25 protein-coding genes are annotated in these 20716 nt (G+C 61.7%); 11 read left to right on the forward strand and 14 right to left on the reverse strand.

Going from position 1 to position 20716, the window contains the following annotated elements; translation table 11 throughout:
- Window positions 1–25: 25 nt before the first annotated feature.
- Together DMY87_RS02500 and DMY87_RS02505 are read left to right on the forward strand one after the other, a co-directional pair.
- Window positions 26–2134 (forward strand): S9 family peptidase, encoded by a 2109-nt coding sequence (locus tag DMY87_RS02500; protein WP_110789692.1) that lies wholly within the window; start codon window positions 26–28, stop codon window positions 2132–2134.
- 206 nt (window positions 2135–2340) lie between these two features.
- Window positions 2341–2661, forward strand: coding sequence for a hypothetical protein (locus DMY87_RS02505; RefSeq protein WP_110789693.1), 321 nt, complete (start codon window positions 2341–2343; stop codon window positions 2659–2661).
- Window positions 2662–2733: 72 nt separating this feature from the next.
- Here the strand turns inward: DMY87_RS02505 and DMY87_RS02510 are convergent, their stop codons facing one another.
- Entirely contained in the window at window positions 2734–3468 is a 735-nt protein-coding gene (locus tag DMY87_RS02510) for a cation efflux transmembrane domain-containing protein (RefSeq protein WP_110789694.1), read from the reverse strand.
- An 84-nt stretch (window positions 3469–3552) separates the two neighbouring features.
- Here DMY87_RS02510 and DMY87_RS02515 point away from each other — a divergent pair, with 84 nt between their 5' ends.
- Complete coding sequence (locus DMY87_RS02515) at window positions 3553–3966, forward strand: MerR family transcriptional regulator (protein WP_110789695.1); 414 nt, start codon at window positions 3553–3555, stop codon at window positions 3964–3966.
- Window positions 3967–3980: 14 nt separating this feature from the next.
- Window positions 3981–4439, forward strand: a complete 459-nt coding sequence (locus DMY87_RS02520; protein ID WP_110789696.1) for a cupin domain-containing protein — start codon at window positions 3981–3983, stop codon at window positions 4437–4439.
- An 8-nt stretch (window positions 4440–4447) separates the two neighbouring features.
- Here DMY87_RS02520 and DMY87_RS02525 read toward each other — a convergent pair whose 3' ends face one another.
- Both DMY87_RS02525 and DMY87_RS02530 read right to left on the reverse strand, forming a co-directional pair.
- Complete coding sequence (locus DMY87_RS02525) at window positions 4448–4810, reverse strand: HVO_A0114 family putative DNA-binding protein (RefSeq protein ID WP_110789697.1); 363 nt, start codon at window positions 4808–4810, stop codon at window positions 4448–4450.
- Complete coding sequence (locus DMY87_RS02530) at window positions 4752–5090, reverse strand: toxin-antitoxin system TumE family protein (protein WP_110789698.1); 339 nt, start codon at window positions 5088–5090, stop codon at window positions 4752–4754. The genes DMY87_RS02525 and DMY87_RS02530 overlap by 59 nt, the downstream gene beginning before the upstream one ends.
- Before the next feature lie 258 nt (window positions 5091–5348).
- On the opposite strand from DMY87_RS02530, the gene DMY87_RS02535 reads away from it, so the two are divergent.
- Entirely contained in the window at window positions 5349–5837 is a 489-nt protein-coding gene (locus DMY87_RS02535; protein ID WP_110789699.1) for a GNAT family N-acetyltransferase, read from the forward strand.
- Between the two features lie 32 nt (window positions 5838–5869).
- The gene (locus tag DMY87_RS02540) at window positions 5870–6439 is read left to right on the forward strand and encodes a DJ-1/PfpI family protein (RefSeq protein WP_110789700.1); all 570 of its coding nucleotides are present in this window, start codon (window positions 5870–5872) and stop codon (window positions 6437–6439) included.
- Between the two features lie 30 nt (window positions 6440–6469).
- Here DMY87_RS02540 and DMY87_RS02545 read toward each other — a convergent pair whose 3' ends face one another.
- The 6 genes from DMY87_RS02545 to DMY87_RS02575 all read right to left on the reverse strand — a co-directional run bounded on the left by DMY87_RS02545 (window position 6470) and on the right by DMY87_RS02575 (window position 11596).
- The gene (locus DMY87_RS02545) at window positions 6470–6694 is read right to left on the reverse strand and encodes a hypothetical protein (RefSeq protein WP_062275898.1); all 225 of its coding nucleotides are present in this window, start codon (window positions 6692–6694) and stop codon (window positions 6470–6472) included.
- A gap of 78 nt (window positions 6695–6772) precedes the next feature.
- Window positions 6773–7690 carry a cytochrome c gene (locus tag DMY87_RS02550; RefSeq protein ID WP_110789701.1) on the reverse strand — a complete coding sequence of 306 codons (918 nt, stop codon included), beginning with the start codon at window positions 7688–7690 and terminating at the stop codon, window positions 6773–6775.
- Between the two features lie 83 nt (window positions 7691–7773).
- Window positions 7774–8220 carry a c-type cytochrome gene (locus DMY87_RS02555; protein WP_110789702.1) on the reverse strand — a complete coding sequence of 149 codons (447 nt, stop codon included), beginning with the start codon at window positions 8218–8220 and terminating at the stop codon, window positions 7774–7776.
- A 220-nt stretch (window positions 8221–8440) separates the two neighbouring features.
- A complete protein-coding gene (locus DMY87_RS02560; RefSeq protein ID WP_110790347.1) occupies window positions 8441–9286 on the reverse strand; it encodes a metallophosphoesterase in 846 nt (281 codons plus the stop codon).
- Between the two features lie 100 nt (window positions 9287–9386).
- Entirely contained in the window at window positions 9387–10463 is a 1077-nt protein-coding gene (locus tag DMY87_RS02565) for an AI-2E family transporter (protein WP_110789703.1), read from the reverse strand.
- A 248-nt stretch (window positions 10464–10711) separates the two neighbouring features.
- Entirely contained in the window at window positions 10712–11596 is an 885-nt protein-coding gene (locus tag DMY87_RS02575; RefSeq protein WP_110789705.1) for a VOC family protein, read from the reverse strand.
- A 220-nt stretch (window positions 11597–11816) separates the two neighbouring features.
- On the opposite strand from DMY87_RS02575, the gene DMY87_RS02580 reads away from it, so the two are divergent.
- Together DMY87_RS02580 and DMY87_RS02585 are read left to right on the forward strand one after the other, a co-directional pair.
- Complete coding sequence (locus tag DMY87_RS02580; RefSeq protein WP_110789706.1) at window positions 11817–12227, forward strand: universal stress protein; 411 nt, start codon at window positions 11817–11819, stop codon at window positions 12225–12227.
- A gap of 32 nt (window positions 12228–12259) precedes the next feature.
- Entirely contained in the window at window positions 12260–12580 is a 321-nt protein-coding gene (locus DMY87_RS02585) for a TraR/DksA family transcriptional regulator (RefSeq protein ID WP_110789707.1), read from the forward strand.
- Between the two features lie 89 nt (window positions 12581–12669).
- Here the strand turns inward: DMY87_RS02585 and DMY87_RS02590 are convergent, their stop codons facing one another.
- Window positions 12670–14988 carry a Tex family protein gene (locus DMY87_RS02590; protein WP_110789708.1) on the reverse strand — a complete coding sequence of 773 codons (2319 nt, stop codon included), beginning with the start codon at window positions 14986–14988 and terminating at the stop codon, window positions 12670–12672.
- Between the two features lie 89 nt (window positions 14989–15077).
- The gene (locus tag DMY87_RS02595) at window positions 15078–15488 is read right to left on the reverse strand and encodes a hypothetical protein (protein WP_110789709.1); all 411 of its coding nucleotides are present in this window, start codon (window positions 15486–15488) and stop codon (window positions 15078–15080) included.
- 144 nt (window positions 15489–15632) lie between these two features.
- Between DMY87_RS02595 and purD the strand changes: the two genes are divergently transcribed.
- The 3 genes from purD to DMY87_RS02610 all read left to right on the forward strand — a co-directional run bounded on the left by purD (window position 15633) and on the right by DMY87_RS02610 (window position 19563).
- Window positions 15633–16904, forward strand: coding sequence for a phosphoribosylamine--glycine ligase (gene purD / locus DMY87_RS02600; RefSeq protein WP_110789710.1), 1272 nt, complete (start codon window positions 15633–15635; stop codon window positions 16902–16904).
- A 115-nt stretch (window positions 16905–17019) separates the two neighbouring features.
- Complete coding sequence (locus tag DMY87_RS02605; RefSeq protein WP_110789711.1) at window positions 17020–17472, forward strand: plant virulence effector HPE1-like domain-containing protein; 453 nt, start codon at window positions 17020–17022, stop codon at window positions 17470–17472.
- A 270-nt stretch (window positions 17473–17742) separates the two neighbouring features.
- Window positions 17743–19563, forward strand: a complete 1821-nt coding sequence (locus tag DMY87_RS02610) for a methyl-accepting chemotaxis protein (RefSeq protein ID WP_110789712.1) — start codon at window positions 17743–17745, stop codon at window positions 19561–19563.
- A gap of 58 nt (window positions 19564–19621) precedes the next feature.
- On the opposite strand, the gene DMY87_RS02615 is transcribed toward DMY87_RS02610, so the two are convergent.
- Genes DMY87_RS02615 through DMY87_RS02625 form a run of 3 tightly spaced genes read right to left on the reverse strand, consistent with a single transcriptional unit; the run spans window position 19622 to window position 20665 of the window.
- The gene (locus DMY87_RS02615; RefSeq protein ID WP_110789713.1) at window positions 19622–20125 is read right to left on the reverse strand and encodes a 2-thiouracil desulfurase family protein; all 504 of its coding nucleotides are present in this window, start codon (window positions 20123–20125) and stop codon (window positions 19622–19624) included.
- Window positions 20122–20421, reverse strand: coding sequence for a type II toxin-antitoxin system RelE/ParE family toxin (locus tag DMY87_RS02620; RefSeq protein WP_110789714.1), 300 nt, complete (start codon window positions 20419–20421; stop codon window positions 20122–20124). The genes DMY87_RS02615 and DMY87_RS02620 overlap by 4 nt, the downstream gene beginning before the upstream one ends.
- Window positions 20414–20665, reverse strand: a complete 252-nt coding sequence (locus tag DMY87_RS02625; protein WP_110789715.1) for a type II toxin-antitoxin system ParD family antitoxin — start codon at window positions 20663–20665, stop codon at window positions 20414–20416. Before DMY87_RS02625 ends, DMY87_RS02620 begins: the two co-directional genes overlap by 8 nt.
- Between the last annotated feature and the right edge of the window lie 51 nt (window positions 20666–20716).

The following is a 20716-nucleotide window of genomic DNA, read 5'->3' on the forward strand; positions in this document are numbered from 1 at the left end:
CTCGACATGATAAAGCGAGAAAACCTTGTCCGTTTTTAGAAACCTGCCCGCAGCCCCCACCGTCGCCAAGAAGCCCGTCTCCGATACCCGCCACGGGATTGTCAGGACGGACGATTATGCCTGGCTGCGCGCCGACAACTGGCAGCAGATGTTCAAGGACACCTCGATCCTCGACCCGGAGATCCGGACCTATCTGGAAGCCGAGAACGCCTATATGGACGCCGCGATGGGCGATACCAAGGCGCTGCAGGCACAGCTCTTTGCCGAGATGAAGGGACGCATCAAGGAAGACGATTCGTCGATCCCGATGAAGGATGGGCCTTTCGCCTATGGATCGGCCTTCGTCACTGGCGGCGAGCAGCCGCGCTACTTCCGCATCCCGCGCGATGGCGATCCGAAGAACGAGGGCCTGCGCGACCTGCTGCTCGATGGCGACAAGGAAGCGAAGGGCAAGGACTATTTCCGTCTGTCGGGTATCGACCACACCACCGATCATGCCTTCGGTATCTGGGGGTATGACGACAAGGGCTCGGAATATTTCACCCTTCGCGTGCGTGATCTCGCCACCAAGCAGGATCTCGACGATGTCTTGGAAAACACCGCCGGCGGAGGGGTCTGGGCGCCTGACGGCAAGAGCTTCTTCTACACGCTGCAGGACGAGAACCATCGGCCGTCCAAGGTATTTCACCATATCGTCGGCCAGCCGCAGTCCGAAGATCGCCTCGTCTATGAGGAAACGGATCCCGGCTTCTTCATGGGCGTCGGCGGCTCACTGCTGGACGATGTCATCTATATCGACATCCACGATCACGAGACCTCAGAATACCGCCTGCTCTCGACCAAGGACCTCACCGCCGAGCCGCAACTGGTTGCCGAGCGCGAAGAGGGTGTCGAATATTCGATGACCGAGGGCGGCGACGTCTTCTACATCCTCACCAATGCCGACGATGCAAAGGATTTCAAGATCGTCGAGGCACCAGTCTTGGCACCGGGCAAGGCCAACTGGAAAGAGCTCGTGCCGCATGAACCGGGCCGGCTGATCCTCAACCACATGGCCTTTGCCCGCCATCTCGTCTGGCTGGAGCGCCGCGAAGGTCTGCCCGTCATCATGATCCGCGACCGCAAGAGCGGCGAGGAGCATTCGATCGCCTTTGCCGAGGAAGCCTATTCGCTGGGGCTGCAGGGGGCTGCCGAATACGACACCGACGTCATCCGCTTCTCCTATTCGTCGATGACGACGCCCTCGCAGCTCTTCGACTACAACATGGCGACGCGCGAGCGCACGCTCTTAAAGACCCAGGAAGTGCCGTCGGGCCATAACCCTGAGGACTATGTCACCCGCCGGGTCTTTGCCGAAGCGCATGATGGCGAGACCGTGCCGGTCACGCTGCTCTATCGAAAGGATATCAAGCTCGACGGCTCGGCCCCCTGCCTGCTTTATGGCTATGGCGCCTATGGCATCACCATCCCCGCCGGCTTCAACACCAATTGCCTGTCGCTCGCCGATCGCGGCTTCGTCTATGCCATCGCCCATATCCGTGGCGGCAAGGACAAGGGTTTCTCCTGGTACGAAGACGGCAAGATGGAAAAGAAGGTCAACACCTTCAAGGACTTCATCTCGGCTGCCGATCACCTGGTGAAGGAAGGCTTCACCGCCTACGACCGGATCATCGCCGAAGGCGGATCGGCCGGCGGCATGCTGATGGGGGCGATCGCCAACATGGCACCGGAAAAGTTCGCCGGCATCATCGCCGCCGTACCGTTTGTCGATGTCTTGAACACCATGCTCGACGACACCCTGCCGCTCACCCCGCCGGAATGGCCGGAATGGGGCAATCCGATCGAGTCGGAAGAGGAATATCGCTGGATCGCGGCCTATAGCCCTTACGACAATGTCGAGACGAAGCCCTACCCGCCGATCATCGCACTCTCCGGCCTGACCGACCCACGCGTGACCTATTGGGAACCGACCAAGTGGATCGCGCGGCTTCGGGATACTGCACCGGAAGCTGGTCCGTTCCTCTTGAAGACCAACATGGCGGCCGGCCATGGCGGCAAGTCGGGACGTTTCCAGCGGTTGGAAGAGATCGCGTTTGAATATGCCTATGCGATCAAGGTGGCAGGCAAGATGTAACTCAGGCTGTCATCTGTCGTAAAAACGGGCTCGTTTCCACTGCCTCGTCGGCAGGGAAACGGGCCTTTTTTCATCGTGATTCGGCGCGCGTACTTTCACGGCGCCCGTTTCGCAAGGGCCAAATCTTATAGATCGAGACGTGACGCAAGCTTCGCGCAAGGTTGAAAGGTTAACAAAAGGTTAATTCTTCAACCGAGGTCTCCGCCATGAGGATCGAGAGCGGTCTCAGCAGCAACTCCTATCAAAGCCGTTACGTGCCGGGCGCGGCCGTGGCCGACGATGCGTCCAACGAGGCCGCATCCACGACCTCCGGGCGTGCGACCGGTGGCGCGAGCACGTTTTCGAGCACGCTCCTGTCCAACCAGCTCGCGTCGGCACTCTGGACCGTTGAAGGTTCCAGGAAACCGTCCATTCAGCTGAGCGGCTCAAGCAACAATCGAGACGATCTTGGCGAAAGCGCCCGGCTGCAGATGGTTGAGGCTGCTTACCGCGAATACGAAGTGCCGACGGTTTACGACGAATTCTAAGCTTACGATGCGGAGAAAAAGGTCGGCCGGCATGATGCCGCGCCGGCCTTTTTTTGTGCTCCAATGGCAGGTTCAGTGATGGGCATGACCTGGGTGAGGATGTGCGTGATGGTCATGCGCATCGTCGTGATCGGCATGGGAGTGGCCAGGGTTTACTGCGGGCGCGCAGCAGCTCGATGCCAGCGTGACCGGCTCACCCTCTTTCCACTCCGCATAGCTCTGCGACAGGATCTGGACAGATGAATAGAGGAAGAGGCCGGCCATGACGCCCGCCACGGTGAGGTCCGGCCAGGCGGTCGCCGTGCCCCAGACGCCAAGAGCTGCGATCATGACGATGATATTGCCGATCGCATCATTGCGCGAGCAGAGCCAGACCGAGCGGACATTGGCATCGCCGTCCTTGTAGTTCATCAGAAGCAGGACACTTGCGAGGTTGGCTGCGAGCGCCATGAAGCCGATGACGCCCATGATCGGCGCTTCCGGCACGCCTTGGTAGAACACGCGGTAGAGCGTCGAGCCGAAGACCCAGAGGCCCATCAGGAAGAGACTTCCGCCCTTCGCGGCCGCCGCGAGGCTGCGGGTCTTTAAGGACGCGCCGATGACGGCGAGCGAGATGCCATAGGTGACGGCATCAGCGAAGAAATCCAGCGCGTCGGCTTGCAGCGCCTGGGAGCGGGCGAGCTGGCCGGCGGTCATTTCGACGAAAAACATCGCTGCATTGATGGCGATCACCATCCACAGACGCCGTTTGTAGGTGTCCGACATGCCGTCGAAAGGGGCATGGTCATGGCCGCAGGAAGCACTCATTCGTCAAATTCCTTCACGTCTTGATCTGGTCACCCAGCCGTCTTACAATCTCTAGTGACTAGAGGTTCAAGAGGAAATTTCACGATGTATGCGATCGGTGACCTGTCCCGGCGGACCGGAGTGAAGGTGCCCACCATTCGCTATTACGAGCAGATGGGGCTGATTTCCGCGCCCGACCGGACGGAAGGAAATCAAAGGCGTTACGAAAGGGCGGATCTCGAACGGCTGACCTTCATCCGCCATGCGCGCGACCTCGGCTTTCCGATCGAGGCGATCCGCGAGCTTTTGACACTGAGCCGGCATCCGGAGGAGCCCTGCGGGGCTGCAGACCGAATCGCCCGGGAGCAGCTGGACGAGGTTCGCGAGAAGATCGCCAGGCTCAAGAAGCTGGAGGAGGAATTGTCGCGGATCGTCTCGCATGGCGGAGAGCACACGATCGGCGAATGCTATGTAATCCAGGCCTTGGCTGACCACAGCCTGTGCGGCCACGAACACTGAAGGTAGGGTGCATCATGCCGGTGATCCGACAGAACGAGGCGCCGCTCGAAACCTGGAGCGGCACCGGCATCAATGCCGAACTCGGGCCCTATTCCGCTCGTCTTCTCTCCGAGGCCGGCGGCCTGACGCAGTTCGGCGCCATCGTGGAGACGCTCCCGCCGGGTTCCTTCTCCTCGCACAAACACTGGCACGAGCAGGAGGACGAGTTCGTCTATGTGCTGTCAGGCCGCGTGACGCTGAACGAGGGCGACGATCTGACAGAGATGTTGCCGGGCGATGCCGCCACCTTCAAGGCGGGCGTTGCCGTCGGGCACCGGTTGGAGAACCGATCGGATCAGCCGGCCACCTATCTCGTCGTCGGGACGCGCTCGCCGGATGATGTGGTGCATTATACGGACACGGATCTGCTCTTGACCAAGGTGGGGTTTGAGAAGCGGCTGACGACGAAGGCGGGCGTGAAGGTCGAGCGGTAGCCGTATGATCAGGCTGCCGATTTTATCTCGAATTCGAAGTGAATACGGTCATACGGGAAGATCACTCCCCCCTCCTCCGCCTTGTCGATGACGCCGCTTTTCAACAGAGTTTCGAGATCGGCATGAATGGCTTTGAAATCTCGCCCTACCCGACGCGCCACCTCACGCATCGGCATCGCCCCCTGCCCCGTCATTGCCGTCACGATCTCCAACCGCTTGGGGGTCAACACCTTGTGCATCGTCTCCCAAGACGGAAAGCTGAGGCTAAACTCACCGCCCGTGGCATCCCCCGCTTTCGCTGCCTTCAGGAGATCAGCGACGGTCGCCATTGTCTGGTCGAGGCTCTCGATCTTCACTTTCAGGGTTGTCATCCAACCATCCTTTCACATCGCTCAGAAAATCTTCGGTCAGAGCGTCTATGCCGGTGAATGCATAGGCCGCCTCAGTTGATCCGAGGTGTCTATGGTCTCCCTTACCGGCCTCGTTATCATAGCGCAGAACGCATTCGCCGGTCGCGATCAATGCCAGGCTGTATTTGAAGGCGTGTTGGCTTCCACGAACCGATGCCAGCACCTGCCAAATCACGATCTCAACGAAGACGTCGGATCGTAAAAAGCTGCGCAGCCTGCGGATCAATGTCGCCTTCGCCATCGCCTCCTCACAGCAATTGATGGACTATAGTCCATCAGGAGCAACAGGAAAAGATCACCCGTTGACAATCGATTAAAACGGGCGCATCTAACCCGCCATGATCGATATCCGCGCAACCATCTCCTGCACGTATTTTTGGGCCTACCGGTAACCGGCGGCCTGACAGATCACTTTGTCAACAGGCCGCCGTCAGGCGGCCTTGTTGTTTTGCAGACGACTTTCCCCTGACGGCGCAGAATAAGCAAAAGGGAAAGTAGCATGACCGAAGACACCGACATCACCCTGCCCCGCCCGCCCGTGATCGCCATCCGTCACGCGAAACCGCGCGACCTGCCGGACCTCAATGCCATGATCGCCGCACTGGCCCTGCACCACGGCGATGCATCCGCCATGACGCCGGAAAAGCTGGAACGCGACCTGTTCGGCCCCATGCCCTGGATACAGGCTCTGGTCGCCGATGACGGTCAGGGCCTGATCGGCTATGCCATTCTGGTGCCGCTCTACAGGGCGCAGGAAGGCAAGCGCGGCATGGATCTGCACCATCTCTTCGTGCGCGACGGCCAGCGCGGCAATGGCATCGGCCAGCATCTGGTCGACCGGGTCCGTGAGATTGCTCGCCAGGCTGGATGCGACTTCCTGTCGGTCTCGGCCGCCACCGGCAATGTCGCTGCGCACCGCTTCTATGAAAACATGGATTTCGTGCCGCGCCCGGTGACCGGCATGCGCTACCTGCACGCGTTGAACTAATCGCTCTTTCGCATTCGGGACGGAGACTGGACATGACACGCATTGCCATTGCCCTGCAGAACGACTTCGCAGACTGGGAGCCCGCGCTTCTGATGGCTGCGGCCCGCTATTATCTTGATTGCGATGTCGTGACCGCCTCGCCGGACGGCGCACCCGTCGTCTCGATGGGCGGACTGAAGGTCACGCCGGATATCGGCTATGACGCAATCAGTGCAGATGCCTTCGACGCGCTCGTCATTCCCGGCGGCTATGCCTGGGAGAAGGGCGTGGCTTATGATTTCACCGCGCTCGCGACCGCGTTTCGCGACCAGGGCAAGGTGCTGGGCGGGATCTGTGCGGCGGCGAGTGCGCTCGCCGCAACCGGCGTGCTCAATACTGTCGCCCATACCGGCAATGCGCTGGCCTCGCACCAGCGATACCCGACCTATCAGGGTGCGGCTCATTACGTCGACCAGGCGCCTGCCGTTCGTGACGGCGGCATTGTCACGGCTGCAGGATCGTCGCCGGATACGTTTGCCATCGAAGTGCTGAAGGCGCTCGACCTCTACGGACCCGAGGCCGAAGCCGAGCTTTCCACCTTTGCGGCCGAGCATCGCGGCTGACCGCGATCCCGCCAACCGTCGCATGACATGTCAGTGGCGAACCGGCGGATTTTCCGACCATTTCTGCAAGGTCGTCTTGATCAGGATGAGCGCTGCCTGCTGGGCATGGTCGCGCTCGCGTGGATCGACGATGGCCGACAACCGCTTTTCGAAGGCGCGGACCGTCTGGTCCACCCATTGGTGCAAGGCGGGATCGGGATAATTGTCGAGCAGCGAGCGTAGCGCACTCTCCATCCGCCGGCGTTCAATGCTCATGGCCCCTCCGAAGGCATTTCGAGGTGGGCAGGATGCAGGATGAGCCTTGCGCGATGCTGGCGAAAGAGAAGGCGGTGCTTATTGCACCGCCGGCACGGCCTTCAGATAGGCGGCGATCGCCTCGCGGTCGGAGGCCGGAAGCTGGGCCATGTTCTTCTGCACCTCGACCATGGTGCCGCCGACGCTGTCGAAGTCCGGGGTGAAGCCGGATTCGAGATAGGTCGCGATGTCGCTCTCGCTCCAGGAGCCGATGCTCTTTGAGCCGGGCGTGATGTTCGGGATCGTCCCCTCGCCTTCCGGGTTCGGTCCGCCTGCCAACCATTGGCCAGACTTAAAGCCACCCAGCGCATCGCGCGGGGTGTGGCATTCGCCGCAATGGCCGGGACCTTCGACCAGATACTGGCCGCGCTTCACCATGTCGGAGGCATCGGCCAGTTCGACACGGGGGGCTGCGGTGAAATAGAGGAATTTCCAGCCGCCAAGGGCAATGCGCTGGTTGAACGGGAAGCCGAGTTCATGCGCCGGCGCCACCTTGTCGCTTGCCGGCAAAGTCTTCAAGAAACCGTAGAGGTCGTTGACGTCCTTCGGCGTCATCCGCGCGTAGGAGCCGTAAGGAAAGGATGGATAGAGATGTTCGCCGTCCCGGCCGACACCGCGGGTCATGGCATCGCCGAACTCAGCCAGCGTCCAGCCACCGATGCCGACATTGGGATCGCTGGAAATGTTCGGTGCATGGAAGGTACCGAAATCGCTTTTGATCGGGGCGCCCCCTGACAGAACCAGACGGTCATCGCCTGTTGCACCGGCCGGCGCGTGACAGCTCGTGCAGCCACCGGCAAAGAAGAGGTCGCGGCCATGGGCGATATCGGGATCTCCGAGATCGGCCCAGATGGACGGATCCTGCCTTTGAGGCGCGGTGATCCAGAGAAATGCGCCGAAGCCGGCAACACCCAGGATGGCGAGCCCGCCCAGACCTTTGAGCCATGTCGATGCCATCAGGCCCTCCTTGCGAATGGATGGGCTTTCGATGAAGCCCTGATGAGAGGCGGGCGCCCGAAAGAGCGCCCGACCAGGAGGGGTCAGTTCTTCTTCAGGCGGTAGCTCTGGTGACAGTCACCGCAGGTGGCACCGACGGCTTCAAGTGCTGCCCCGACTGCGGCCTGATCTGCCGGCATCGCGGCCAGCTGTGCTTCGGCCACGGTCGCCAGCTTGGCTGCCTTCGCCTTGAAGTCGTCCATGTTCTCCCAGATCTTCGGGCTCGCTTCCGTATCGAGGCCGGTTTCGCTGCCTGCAGGGAAATGATCGGGGAAGGTCTTGCCGACTTCGACGAGCGTCGTCAGCGCAGCTTTCACGGCTTCGGCGTCATAGGGCTTCTCACCCTTCGCGATGCCGGCCAGCGTACCGGCCGAACCGCCGGCCTTCTTCATCAATTCCTGGCGCACCGTCTGGGGTTCCCCCGCCGCAATCGCAGCGGTGGTGCCAAGACAGATCGCCACAATGGCGGACAGGACGGTGTTCATCTTCATGAGGCTGCTCTCCCTGGAGGTCGGCCGGCATACCGGGCGATCATTGGATTGACGTAACGGATGATGTTTGCCGCGTGGGAGGCAGAGACAAAAATCACAATGGAGTGAGCCGGGCATTCCGGCGCAACATTCTGGTAAACCTGACAAATCGCTGACAGAACGATGTCAGAGCGATGACTGAATCGCCGATTTCACCGCAGGTTGTCGAGCGCTTCAAGGTTCACGTCAGAGACAGGATCCGGCTCGGTTCCCGGCCAAATCCCTCAATCTCGATCCGATCGTCAAACAAAGACAATACGGCGAATGCACTCGTCTCCGGCGTATCGACCATGCCGCAGAAATTGACGAAGTGGGTGTTGCCCAGCCTGGCGTAGTTGCCGGCGTGCTGGTGACCGCAGAGATAGGCGACGGAGGCGGGCGAGGTGGCGACCAGATCGGCCAGCCGTTCGCCATCCCACAGATTGTGGTCGGATGGCGGATGGATGGGGTAGTGGCCGAGCAGCAGGACAGGCTCGCAGGCGGCCTCGGCTTCGGTCAGGCGCGCGCGGATCCAATCCTCCTGCGTCTGACTGATGCCCGCATTCCAGGTCTGTGCATTGGCGACACCTTCAGCCTTCAGCGCGGCAAGGCGCGCTTCCGCCTCGACATGACGCGGATCACCCTTCGGGCTGGAGAAAAGCGAGATCTCATTGCCCTCCGTCACCAGCAGGCGAACGCCGTTTAGCCTGTGCTGGTAATAGGGGGCCGGCATTCCAAGCGTCGCATGGATGTCATGCAGCCTGTCCGCCGAGACGAGGAAGTCGTGATTGCCCGGCAACAGAATGCGCGGATGGCGGCTGCGCTCCAGAATGCCGAGGACGGTGGAGAAATTCTCGAAGTCCCGGTCAATGAGATCACCGAGCACGATGATGGCGTCGAGCGGCAGAGGCTCGAAATGCGTGATGGCCTGTTCAAGCCTCGCCGGGACCTCTCGAAAATACCGGTTGAGGTCGGTATCCGGATCGCGGTCGGCATATTGCGGATCGGCGATGATGCCGAGTCGCAGGCGTGGTTCTTCGTGCCGCATGACGTTGCCCCTGATCGCACCGGAGACGTTCCGGCGCATCTCTGAGGCCGTCTAGATCCCGGCCATGACGATCAGATGACGGAAGCCGATCAACAGGCCCCTAGTCGGGCAGATTGGGCTGCGGCCTTGCCTGCGGCAAGATCCCGCCGAAGAGCGTCATGCCGATCAAGGTGAGCGGCACGGCAAGCATGGCACCGACAGCACCCCAGAGCCACGTCCAGAAAACAATCGCCACGAAGAGCATGAAGGTATTCATCTCCAGGCGGCGGCCCATGGCCGCGGGAAGGAGGAGGTTTTCCAGCAGACCGTCGACGGCGAAAAAGACGATCGCCGGGAGAAGCCCGATCAGAAGGGACTCATGCGCCAGAACGCCGCCGACCATCATCGCGATGGTGACGGAGGCGATGCCGAGAAACGGGATAAAGCTCAGCAGGAATGCGCCAACGGCCCAGAGCAGCGGACTGCCGAGGCCACCGACCCAGGCAATGATGCCGGCAACCGCGCCGAAGAGGGCATACACCACCACGGCGGTCGCAAAATAATGGCCGAGGGCAGCCTCCACCTCGTTCAACAGGTGGATGGCTTTCAGCCGCCGGTCCCGGTGGGAAAAGGCCCGGATCAGCGCCCGGCGCATCGTCAGCCGCGAGGCGAGGAAGAGCAGCAGGGCCACCACGAAGATGAAGATCTGCAACAGGGCCGGCGTCACGCCGGTTGCAAGCGTCGACAGAATGGTCCCGGAATTCTGCAGCATGGCCTCAGGGGAAACAGGGCTGCTGGACAGGGCCTCGATCGGGCGACGCAGCCAGGACACGCCTTCGAGGTAATCGATGGCCCGTTCCACCATCTTCGGCCCGTTTTCGATCAGCATGTTGATCGGACCGGCAATGGTGAAGACGAGCAGGCCCAAGACCCCGAGAAAGAGCGTCGATAGAATGACCGCCGTCAACATCGGCGGAATGCCCAGCTTGCCCATGCGATCTGCCGCAAGGCCGAGGATCAGGCCAACGACGATCGCCATCGTGAGCGGGATCAACACGAAGGAGGCGAGATGCAGCGAGATCAGGGCGAAAATGGCGAAGAGCCCTATCACCGACCAGGAGACGGTATAATCGAGACCCGTCTTTTGAAAACGCACACGCCGCTGGGCCGGCCGCTTCGGTTGCACCTGGAGATTCACGGGCCGCTCCTTGTGGCTGGAGCGACTGACTGTTCTGTTTCTGGCATGGCGATGGACCCCGTCGTGGCATAGAGCATTTCCGGCGAAAACGGAGTCGCCTTCAATGCTCTATGTCTTTGTTTTCACGCAATTCCGGACGCAAAACCGCTGCGCACTTTGCTGGAATTGCTCTCGCACAACGCCGATGGAACAGTTTCCGTTCCGAAAGCGCTTGGCCGCCCGGCGCGGGTGGCGCCAGACCAGATGGATCAGGCGTTGCCGGGCACGAGGGTGATGCCGATGCCCCAGGGATCGAGCAGGCGGTGGCCTTCGCCCAAACGGTCGACCCTGATCTCCTGGGCATCCAGCGTGGCGAGAATGCCCGCCAGCATCTGCTGGTCGTTGAAAACGAGGGCGTAGTCGTTCAGCCCGGTCATGGCGCCGGTGCGGGCGGTCGCATTGCGGCTGTTCCAGACATTGGCGGCGACGTGGTGGTGATAGGCACCGGAGGCGAAGAAGCTGGCGCCCGGATAACTCGCCATCTTCTTCAGGCCGAGAATGCCTTCGTAGAAGCGTTCCGCCTCCGGCACATTGCCGACCTGGAGATGGATGTGGCCTATCGCGGCATTGGGTGCTAGGCCGGCCCAAGCGGTTTTCGGCGCCGTCTCATAAAGTGCCTGCAGGTCGAGCCGGTTCGTCGCCATTTCCACCGTCCCATCCGCATGGTAGCGCCATTCGTCCGGGCTGCGGTCCCGATAGACTTCGATGCCATTGCCTTCGGGGTCGGTGAGATAAATCGCTTCGCTGACCAGATGGTCGCTGGCACCATCAAACTGCACACCGAGATGGGCGGCATGGGCCAGCCAATGGGCCAGTTCCTCGCGGTTCGGCATCAGGAAGGCATTGTGAAAGAGACCGGCGGCATTGCGCGGTGCGCGGGCGGCATCACCGCTTGTGGTGAGCGTCAGGAGCGGCTTGCCGCCGGCGCCAAGCACGACACCACTGGCGCTGTCTTCCAGCCGCTCAAGACCCAGGACCTGCTGATAATAGCGGGTGAGCAGATCGAGATCGGCGGCAACGAGATGGGCCTGGCCGACATGCACGGGGCGGCTGAGGGCGAAGCTTTCGGCATTGGATTCGATGGCGGCGTTCATGGCAAATCTCCTGACGGCAGTGGTCTGCCTTTCCAGCAATATGGATCAGGAATTTCGTTCACAGTAGATGCCGTTTCGTCGAAAGCTCGTTCGACAATTGTTGACGACGAGCCAGCGTATCCACCTTTGATCCTGATCAATGCACCCGATGCATGGCGGCCGCATGATCTCCCCATAACGAGGAAACACCCCTCCGGGGGGCAAAAACATGGAGAGCCAGATGTACAAGAAGATCGTCGTACCCGTCGATCCCGCCGCGCTCGACAAAGGGGAGAAGATCCTGGCCAAGGCCAGTTCGCTGCTGGATGCTGGCGGCGAAATCATTCTGCTCAGCGTCGTCGAGGACCTTCCCGGCTATCTCGCCATCGACGTGCCGGTGGACATCATTGAGGGTGCAATCCAGGACGCCAAGGGCAAGTTGGTCGGGCTGAAGGAAAAGGCGGCGGTCACGGCACGGGTGGAAATCCGCTCCGGTGCGCCTGCCCGCGAAATCCTCGCCTCGGCCGAGGAGCATGGCGCCGATCTCGTCATCGTCGGTTCGCACGTGCCCGACCTTTCCAACTATTTCATCGGCGCCACTGCGGATCGCGTGGTGCGTCACTCGAAGATTTCGGTTCTGGTCGATCGTTGAGGGAGGATGTCATGGAACAACCAGTACAGGCGATGGACACGGCCCATTTCGAACGCATCCTGACGGCCCGCAAGGCCGAAATCGAAAATCGCCTGGCAAAGATCGATACGGATCTTGGTCGTCTCAAAAGCGCTGACAGCGCGGAACGGGCCGTCGAACGCGAAAACGACGAGGTGCTGGAGGAATTCGGTCAGGTGGGCGAAGGCGAGCTGCGCGGCATCGACGCCGCGCTCGACCGGATCCATGCCGGAACCTTCGGAACCTGCGTCAAATGCGGCGAGCCGATTGCCATCGAGCGGCTGAACGCGGTGCCGCACACACCCTTCTGCCAGGCCTGCGCGGCGGCGCATTGAAGCCTTTGCCTACGAGGGGCAATGGGACGGGTCGGAGCGCAGGCGCCGGCCCGTCTTTTTTCGTGAGGCCGTAAGCGACCGAGCTGCGCTCACTTCTTGCGCATGGCTTCGGCCAATGCCGCGCCGAGGCCGCCCATGGCGGGCTGTTCCGGCTTTGGCGGACGGGCGTTCGAATGTTTCATCGCGCTCGCATTTCCACGTGCATCGCCGCGCATGGAGGGCTGCTGCGCCTCACCGCCATCCTTGCGCATGGTGAGCGCGATGCGCTTGCGCTTGACGTCGACCTCGACGACGCGAACCTTCACGACATCACCGGCTTTCACCACCTCATGCGGATCCTTGACGAAACGATCGGCAAGCTGGGAGACGTGGACGAGGCCATCCTGGTGCACGCCGATATCGACGAAGGCGCCGAAGGCGGCGACATTGGTCACGGTCCCTTCCAGCGTCATGCCGATCTTGAGATCGGTGATCTCGTCAACGCCTTCGGCAAAGGTCGCCGTTTTGAAGGACGGGCGCGGGTCGCGGCCGGGCTTTTCGAGTTCTGACAGAATGTCCTTGACCGTCGGCAGGCCGAACTGCTCGTCGATGAAGCGCATCGGGTCTAGGCTTTTCAGCGTCGCACTGTCGCCCATCAGCGAACGCAGGTCGCGGCCACAGGCGGCGACGATCTTCTTCGCCACGCCGTAAGCTTCCGGGTGGACCGAGGAGGCGTCGAGCGGCTCCTTGCCGTTGGGGATGCGCAGGAAGCCGGCGCATTGCTCAAAGGTGCGGGCGCCGAGGCGCGGGACTTTCAAGAGATCCTTGCGGCTGCCGAAGGGGCCGGTCTCGTCGCGATGGGCAACGATGGCTTCCGCTGTCGTCTTGCCGAGGCCGGAGACGCGGGCCAGCAACGGGGCGGACGCGGTGTTGACATCGACGCCGACGGCATTCACCGCGTCCTCGACGACGGCATCCAGCGAGCGTCCGAGACGGCCCTGGTCGACGTCATGCTGATACTGGCCAACGCCGATCGACTTCGGTTCGATCTTGACGAGTTCGGCGAGCGGATCCTGCAGGCGCCGCGCAATCGAGACGGCACCGCGCAAGGAGACGTCGAGATTGGGGAATTCCTTCGCGGCCGTTTCCGAGGCCGAATAGACCGAGGCGCCAGCTTCCGAGACGATGACCTTGGTCGGCTTCGGCGCCGTCGCCGGGAACTGGGCGAGCATGTCGGCCACCAGCTTTTCCGTCTCGCGGCTGCCGGTGCCGTTGCCGATCGAGATCAGCTCGACATTGTGCTTGCGGATGAGGCTTGCGAGCTCGGCCTGGGTGCCGCGGATGTCGTTCTTCGGCGGGAAGGGATAGACGGTCGTCGTCTCGACCACCTTGCCGGTGCCATCGACCACCGCAACCTTGACGCCGGTGCGGATGCCCGGGTCGAGGCCCATCGTCGGACGGGAACCGGCGGGGGCTGCGAGCAGCAGGTCCTTGAGGTTGCGGGCGAAGACATGGATGGCTTCTTCCTCGGCCCGCTCGCGCAGTTCGCGCATCAGGTCCAGCGACAGCGACACGGAGAGCTTGACGCGCCAGGTCCAGCCGGCGACCTCGAGGAGCCATTGGTCGGCGGGGCCCTTGCCGGCGACCTGATAGGCACTAGCAATCATGCGCTGGCTGGTCTTGACCGGGGAGGTGTCGTCGCGGTCGACTTCGATGGAGAGCGACAGGAATTCCTCGTTCCAGCCGCGCAGCATGGCGAGCGCGCGATGGCCGGGCACGGTTGCCCAGCGTTCGAAATGGTCGAAATAGTCGGAGAACTTGGCGCCCGCCTCGGCCTTGCCGTCGACGAGCTTCGAATAGAGGATCGCCCGATCCTTCATGTCGTTGCGCAGGCGACCAATGAGATCGGCGTTTTCCGAGATCTGCTCGGCGATGATGTCGCGGGCGCCTTCGAGTGCTGCCTTCACGTCGAGGACTTCTTCGGTGATATAGGCTGCGGCGAGCTTCTGCGGATCGCTCGCGCGGTCGGCGAGGATGGCGTCGGCCAACGGCTGGAGCCCCTTTTCGCGGGCAATCTCGGCGCGGGTGCGGCGCTTCGGCTTGTAGGGCAGATATAGGTCTTCGAGCTCGGCCTTCGTCGTGACCTGGGCGATCTTGCGGGCGAGATCGTCGGTCATCTTGCCCTGGCCGTCGATGCTTTCGAAGATCGATTTGCGGCGGGCGGCAAGCTCGCGCAGATAGATCAGCCGTTCGGCGAGATTGCGCAGCTGCGTATCGTCGAGACCGCCGGTCACTTCCTTGCGGTAGCGGGCGATGAAGGGCACGGTTGCGCCTTCATCAAGGAGACCGACGGCCGATATGACCTGGTCGGGCCTTGCATTGATCTCGGTGGCGATAAGGGCGGCAATGCTCTTGATGTCGTCGGCCATGGGTCATCCGTCTTGTCGTTTGGACGCGGACCATAGCGGGCGATTGCGGCAAGGCAACGTTTACCGAGAGCGACTCACAGGAAAGCAGCCTAGCTCGCATTCGGAGCAATGCCGACAGCCCGAAAACGCCCAGTGCTTTCTTGCAGTGCGACGAGCCGCATGATCAGGTTTTTCTGCGGGTAGCATCCGACAATTTTCCGGGGGCGGCTGCTCACATCCTTGGCTACGGTAATGACAACACGGAAGAGACCATCACAGTTGTCTCGCGCGATCTTCAGATGTGCAAGCCGCTCCTTATTGCTGTGAGAGGACTGCCAAGTCTCCGGCGGCCAGTCGAGAGTGTCATAAATCGGTGGATCCGATGAACGATCAAGGCGATCTTCCCATATCGTGAGTACAACGGTCTTTCCGTCGGCACTTACCGCAGACCAACTCCATCGCGGATTCTTCCTGACGACGCCAAATTCCGCAAACGCCTCCGTCAAAGTCCATTTCTTCATCTTGCCCTCCAAGAGAACACGCGATGGGCGCATGATGGCATCATACAACCATATAAACCGCAGCGTAAGAGGCCTCTGCACCTTGACCTTTGCCCCCTTCCCCCTTAACCGCCGGGCATTCCCCTATGGCGCTGGAGGCTGGTGATGAAGGTATTGTTGATCGGGTCGGGTGGACGCGAACATGCGCTGGCCTGGAAGATCGCCCAGTCGCCGCTTCTGACCAAGCTCTATGCAGCCCCCGGCAATCCAGGCATTGCCGAAGAGGCGGAGCTGGTTTCGCTCGATACGGACGATCATCCGGCTGTCATTGCCTTCTGCAAGGAGAAGGACATCGACTTCGTCGTGGTCGGGCCGGAGGCGCCGCTGGTGGCCGGGATCGCCGACAAGCTGCGCGAGGCCGGCATTGCCGTCTTCGGGCCTTCGGCGGCGGCCGCCCAGCTTGAGGGCTCCAAGGGCTTTACCAAGGATGTCTGCGCCCGGTTCAACATTCCGACCGGCGCCTATCAGCGCTTCAACAATGCGCCGAAGGCCAAGGCCTATGTGCGTGAACAGGGCGCGCCGATTGTCATCAAGGCCGATGGGCTTGCCGCCGGCAAGGGCGTCACGGTCGCGATGACAATGGACGAGGCGCTGGCTGCGATCGATGACTGCTTCGAGGGTGCGTTTGGTGCGGCCGGTGCGGAAGTCGTGGTCGAGGCTTTCCTTGATGGCGAAGAAGCGAGCTTCTTCTGCCTTTCCGACGGCAAATCGCTGCTGCCGCTTGCGACCGCCCAGGATCACAAGCGCGTCGGCGACGGCGATACAGGGCCGAACACCGGCGGCATGGGCGCCTATTCGCCGGCACCTGTCATGACCCCCGATATGGTCGAGCGGACGATGAAGGAGATCATCGAGCCGACCATGCGCGGCATGGCCGAGATGGGCCATTCCTTCCAGGGCGTGTTCTTCGCCGGGCTGATGATCACGGCCAAGGGTCCGGAACTGATCGAATACAATGTCCGCTTCGGCGATCCGGAATGCCAGGTGCTGATGATGCGGCTGAAGAGCGATCTGTTGCCGATCCTCTACGCCTCTGCCACCGGCACGCTCGATCAGGTGACGGCCGAGTGGAGCGAGGACCCGGCGCTGACTGTGGTGCTGGCCTCCAAGGGCTATCCCGGCTCTTACGACAAGGCCACGCCGATCGCCGCCCTGCCGAATGCAGGCGATGGCGCAAAGGTGTTTCATGCGGGCACGGCGCTGAAGGACGGCCAACTGGTCGCGACCGGCGGGCGTGTGCTGAACGCCACGGCGCGCGGAGCGACCGTCGCGGAAGCGCAGGCCGAAGCCTATCGCCTCGTCGATGCGGTGCATTGGGAGAATGGCTTTTGCCGACGTGACATCGGCTGGCGGGCGATTGCGCGCGAAAAGCGCTAAAAATCAGGGCATCTCGGGCGAAAACCCGCCTTTTCGTTCAAATTTTACCAAAGCTCCTGACCGGATCGAAAGAAAGCTGCGCTACCGTCTTCCCAACAATCGGGGATAAGACATCATGCGCCGCTTCGTTCTGACATCCATGATCCTTGCTGCATCCGCCGCGCAATCGCCGGCCTTTGCTTCCTCCATCGACTTCGCCAGCAAATTTACGGCTGACGGATCGAGCGTGGTGCAGATGACCTGCGCGCACTGCCCGCCTCTGGCTCCGCAGATATCCAAAAGACAGTATGTCGTTCCAAACGTCGCGCCAGGGGCCCAGTCCGCCGAGATCGTGGACGTGGACGGCCAGAAGAAGCTGAAGCGCGTCGAAAGCTGGCTGGGCGGCTCGCCCGTCGTGTTCATGACCTCGGCCGAGGGCTGGGCCACCAAGGGTTCGACCATCGTCGCCAGTGCACCTGTATCCGACGGGGTCGATCTGGACGCCACGACGGCCGCCGTTGCCCAGGTGTCCGTTCCGTCTGGCCCCGTGCCGATCAACCAGGCCAGCTTCGAGCTGCGGTTGAAGTGATCCCCTTCCCGCAGCGCCTTACGATCCGGGCTCTGCGGCACATCGTGGTGACACACGGATGTAGCGCCCGGCCCAGTCCCGGGCGTTATGTCGTTTACCCTCATTTTTCACGGGTAACTTATCAAGGCCGAATATTCGCAGCTACTTAAAGCGATATCAACTTTTGGAACAGAGGTTAGGGCGGAGATATTCCGACGGCCATGATGGCTGATGCGCTCTCCATTCCCGCCATCACCCGACCAGTTCGGTTCGACGAAAGCTTGTCCGGCCATGAAAAATTTCCGCATCTCCCTCCAACTCTTCGTGCTGATTGGCGGCCTGATGGCGGCCTTCGCCACCGCCACCTATTTCGAAGTGCGCTCGGCGACGGCAACCATCTATCAACAGCGCTACGAACTGCTGCGGACCCAGGTGGAATCGGCCCTGTCAATCCTCAAGGATTTCAACGATCGTGCCGTCGCAGGCGAATTTTCGGTCGATGAAGCGAAGACGCGGGCCTATGCGCTGCTCAACAAGATGAAGTTCGAGCCGGACGGCTATTTCTTCGGCTACGACTATGACGTGGTCATGGTCTTCCACCCGACCTCGAAGGATGTGGGCAAGAGCAACAAGGGCAAGCCGGATGCAAACGGCTTTGCCTATCGCGACGAGCTGGTGCGCCTCGGCCAGACCGGCGGCGGTTTCGTCGAGTTCATCGGCCCGAAGCCGGGCAAGGATCCGGAAGACCGCAGCTACCCCAAGGCTTCCTACGGCAAGGCCTTCGAACCCTGGAAGATCGTGATCATCACCGGTCTCTACACCGACGACCTGAAGGCGGAAGTCCGCGCCGGCATCATCAAGACCGTCAGCCTTTCGGCCGGCATCTTCCTCCTGGCGCTTCTGGCCGCCTATCTGGTGGTGCGCGGCATCACCCGCCCGCTCAATGCCATCCATGACGCGCTGGAAGCGGTTGCCGACGAGAATGTCACCATTGCCATTCCGCATACCGACATGGGCAACGAAGTGGGCATGATGGCCAAGGCGACGCAGAGCCTGCAGGAGAAGATCCGCGAACGCCATGCACTGGCCGCCCGCCAGGAAGAGCAGAAGCGCGAATTGGACAACGAACGCAGCCAGAATGCCGAAGCACAGGTCGCCGAAGCACGCCAGCAGGCGCATGTGGTTTCCACCATCGGTCAGTCGCTGGAAAAGCTGGCCGATGGCGACCTGACCGTCCGCTGCGCCGATCTCGGACCGAAATATGCAGCCCTGCGTGACAATTTCAACGATGCGCTGGCCCGTCTCGAAGAAGCCATGGCCCGCGTCAACCTCAAGGGCAACGACATCGCCGTTTCCAAGGAAGAGATCCGCCGCGCCTCCGGCGAACTTGCCACCCGCACGGAACGCCAGGCTGCCAATCTCGAAGAGACATCCGCCGCGCTCGACGAGCTCACGGTTGCCGTTCGCCAGACGGCCGACGGTGCACGTGAGGCGGCAAACCGCGTGGGTTCGGTCAGCGCCGAAGCCCGCCAGAGCGACGAGATCGTCACCCGCGCCATCAATGCGATGAGCGGTATCGAGCAGTCGTCGGCAGAGATCACCAAGATCATCGGCGTGATCGACGAAATCGCCTTCCAGACGAACCTTCTGGCGCTGAACGCGGGCGTCGAAGCGGCGCGTGCCGGCGAAAGCGGCAAGGGCTTTGCCGTCGTCGCCCAGGAAGTGCGCGAACTCGCCCAGCGGTCTGCAGCGGCCGCCAAGGAGATCAAGGACCAGATCGCCCGTTCGTCTGCCCAGGTCGAACAGGGCGTGCAGCTGGTCGGTCAGACGGGCGAGGCGCTGAAGCGTATCTCAGACCAGATCGCCAGCGCTAACGACATCGTGTCGAAGATCTCGCACAGCGCCCAGGAACAGGACACGACGCTGCGTTCTATCTCGTCCGCGGTCAACCAACTGGATACGGCAACCCAGCAGAATGCCGCCATGGCGGAGGAAACCACGGCTTCGGCCGAGGTTCTCGCCAACGATACCGGCGATCTCCTGAACCTGATTCGCAGCTTCAAAACCAGCCAGGCCGGAGCCGGCCAGCAGGCCTATCGCATGGCAAGCTGAGCCAGGTCTCGGACGATAAAACGTAAGGCCGTCGGAGCGATCCGGCGGCCTTTTCATTTCAGCCTGTCTGGGCGATGTGGGCCGAAAGCCGATCAAGCTCGCGATCGGAGAAGACCTCGATGCCTGCCTGACGCATCAGGGCTGCCGTCACACCGAAGCCCGGATGGCGGCTCCCGGAAAACGAACCGTCATAGATGAAGCCGGATCCGCAGGAGGGGCTGCCGTCGATGAGGAGCGCCACCTTGCAGCCCTGCTCCTGCGCAAAGGCCACAGCCCTCTTGCCGCCTTCGATGAATTCCGCCGTCACGTCGCCGCCTGTGACCTCCAGCACGCGGGCGCGGCCGGCGAGCACGTCGCCGCCATTCATCCCGCTCTCGATCTCGGCGGGTGGGCGCGGCGTCGGCAGGCCACCAGCCTGTTCGGGACAGTAGCCGACGAGGCGACCTTCGGCCTTCAAGCGCTCGACGAAAGGATCATGAAGGGGCTTGCCCTTGCCGTCGTAACGGACGGGACGACCAAGCAGGCAGGCGCTGATGAAGATTTTAGCAGGCATGGAAGTCATTCGTCCAATTTACCCGCATGGTCGGCTCGCTCGTGAATAATACGGACGACCTCGATCCTGCCGCCCTCAAGAATGGTATAGAAGATGATATCAGATCCGGACCGACGGCGACGATAGCCGGGCCGCAGCGAAGCCTCTTCTTTGCCGGCAAACGGATGTGTGCCAATTTCGGCAATCATTGCCAGGATTTGCCGGAGGTATCGCTCCGCCTGAGCTTCGGACCATCGATCCCGCGTATAGTCACCGATTTCGAGAAAATCCTGGCGTGCGGCAGGACTGAGCCGGATCTCAGCCACGGCTCGCCCATCTTTCGCGAACGGAAGTCATCAGATCCTCAGGATCGAACGGTACCGCCGGCCCGCTGTTCTCACCCTCGATCAGCGCATTGCGCAGCCACTCGATCCTGGCCTGCTCTTCCTTCAGAAGCTTGAGCCCCGCCTCGACCACCTCTTCGGCCGAGTTGAACTGGCCACTTTCGAGCTGGGCGTCGATGAAGCGGTCATAGGGCTCGGCAATTGTCACCTGGACGGGCTTGTTCATGCTGGCGGCTCCGGGTCTCTTCGTGTCCACGATAACACACGAAACCAAGGT

It is taken from the genome of Peteryoungia wuzhouensis, from assembly GCF_003205195.1.
Lineage (GTDB): Bacteria > Pseudomonadota > Alphaproteobacteria > Rhizobiales > Rhizobiaceae > Allorhizobium > Allorhizobium wuzhouense.